This is a genomic window from Pseudoxanthomonas sp. 68-E7, from assembly GCF_057773145.1.
Genome location: NZ_JBYMTI010000013.1, coordinates 1 through 2,379 on the forward strand (window position 1 = coordinate 1; position 2,379 = coordinate 2,379).

Below are 2,379 nucleotides of genomic sequence, written 5' to 3' on the forward strand. Positions count from 1 at the left end.
TCACCGACATCATGGCCGAAATCGCCGCCGCCTCGCAGGAGCAGTCCGCCGGCATCGAGCAGGTCAACCAGACCATCACCCAGATGGACGAGACCACCCAGCAGAACGCCGCATTGGTCGAGGAGGCTTCCGCCGCCGCGCGCAGCATGGAAGACCAGGCGCGCCTGCTCAGCGAAGCGGTAGACGTGTTCGTCATCGAAGGCGCGGTGGTGCAGCGCTCGCGTCCGGAAGCGCTGGCGGCGCCCGCTGCTGCGAACGCGCCGGCCACGCGGATACCCGCACGCCCCGCGCCGCGCAAACCCGTCGCGCCGGTCCGCCGCAAGCCCGAACCGGCCCTGGCCGACGGCGACTGGCAGGAATTCTGAGCCGGGAAGCGATTGCCTCCCCCTTCGAAGAAGGGGGACCGAGGGGGATTTGCTTTTCCCGAACAGCCAATCCCCCATCACCCGTCGACGCGGGACCCGCCCCCATTGATCCGCCATCCGGCGGTTGAAAAGCGCTTGCTTTTCGCCAAGCGCCAATGCCCCGTCACCCGCTGACGTGGGTGCCTGCCTCCGTTGATCCGTCATTCGGCTGCTGAGGAACATTGCAAAGGAGGACCATTCGATGCGGATTGTCCGCCGCATCGCGCCGACGTCCTCACCACGCCCCTGCATCCATCGAACAAAAGCGCCATTACCGCTAAAGCCCGGCGACGCCCGGCCGATGCTGTGATCTGCAGACCGCACCCCCATCGGCCTGGTGATACTCCCGTCCTCGCTACCGGCCAACTCCATGATCCGTTCCCTCCGGCAATTCGTTGCCAGCAGCGTCGCCACCCGCCTGATGTCCGGTACTGCCCTGATCGCCGCGCTGGCGTTCGGCGTCACCGCCCTGATCACCTATGTGCGCAGCAGCCATGCGCTGATGGATGGCGCCCACGCCAGCATGCAGAACCTGGCGCAGGCGGAAGCCGAGCGCATCTCCGGTGATCTGGAGCGCGCGTTCTCGACCAACGAGACCCTGCGCGACAGCTTCCTCAGCCAGCGTGCGCACAGCGGCCTGGATCGCGCCACCGCCAGCGCAGTCATCCGCCAGCAATTGCAGACGCATCCGGAATGGATGGGCGTGGGCACCATCTGGGAACCGCAGGCCTTCGACGGCAAGGACGCGGAGAACGTCACCACCCCGGGACACGACGCGACGGGCCGGTTCATGAGCTACTGGGCCTGGAGCAACGGCGAACCCATGCTGGAAGCGCTGCGCGACTATGAAGTGCCCGGCAACGGCGACTGGTACCTGCTGCCGCGCAAGCTCAAGCAGCCGGTGGTGCTGGAGCCGTACGAATACGAAATCGGCGGGCGCAAGGTGCTGATGACGACCCTGGCCACGCCGATCCTGGAAGACGGCCGTTTCGTCGGCGCGATGACCGTGGACTTCACCCTGGAGTCCCTGCAGAAATCGATCGCCAAACTGCGGCCGATGGGCGAAGGCCATGTCCGCCTGCTGTCGCCGGCCGGCACCGTGGTCGCCGATCCCGATTCGGCCAAGGTCGGCCGCAAACTGGAGGACGCGGACACCCGTTCGGTGCTGGCCAGCATCGCCAAGGGCGAGAGCGTGTTCCGCGAAGTGAACGACACCGCGCGCGACAAGGAGATGGTCGAGGCCTACGTGCCGTTGCAGATTGGCGCGGCATCACAGCGCTTCGCCCTGGGCGTGGCGGTGCCCCGCTCGCTGCTGATGCAACAGGCGCGCTCGCTGCTGTGGACGATCATGCTGGTCGGCCTGGTCGCCGCCGGTGTCCTGTGCGGCGCGCTGTACGTGCTGATGCGCCGGCAGGTGCTCAAGCCACTGGCCGAGGCGGTGCGGGTATCGCATGCGATCGCCGACGGCCGCCTGGACAACCGCATCAACCAGGACCGCAGCGATGAACTGGGCCAGTTGCAGGGCGCGATGCAGCGCATGCAGACCCAGATCCATGCCCTGATCGACGTGCTGGGCGAAATGACCCGGCGGCACGACGAAGGCCAGATCAGCTATCGCATCGACGACGCCACGTTCCCGGGCGAGTACGGCCGCATGGTCCGCGACACCAATGCCCTGGTCGCCTCGCACCTGGAAGCGATCGGCAGCGCGCAGCGGATCATGCAGCGCTACGCGATCGGCGACCTGAGCCCGGACATGGACCGCCTGCCCGGCGAGAAGGCCACCCTGACCGAGACCATGGACGCCACCAAGGCGAGCCTGTCGGCCATCAACGTCGAAATCAAGCGACTGGCCAGCGCGGCGGCCGCCGGCGACTTCAGCCAGCGCGGCGACGTGGACCGCTACCAGCATGACTTCCGCGACATGGTCGCCGGCCTGAACCAGCTGATGGAAACCACCGACGGCAACCTGGCC

At 67.3% G+C, this 2,379-nt stretch carries 1 protein-coding gene and 1 pseudogene; both read left to right on the plus strand.

Going from position 1 to position 2,379, the window contains the following annotated elements; genetic code table 11:
* Nucleotides 1–365 (plus strand): annotated as a pseudogene (locus AC3DE2_RS20110) (methyl-accepting chemotaxis protein); the annotation flags it as partial.
* Between the two features lie 409 nt (nucleotides 366–774).
* A partial coding sequence (locus AC3DE2_RS20115) for a cache domain-containing protein (protein ID WP_488427552.1) occupies nucleotides 775–2,379 on the plus strand: 1,605 nt, incomplete at its 3' end.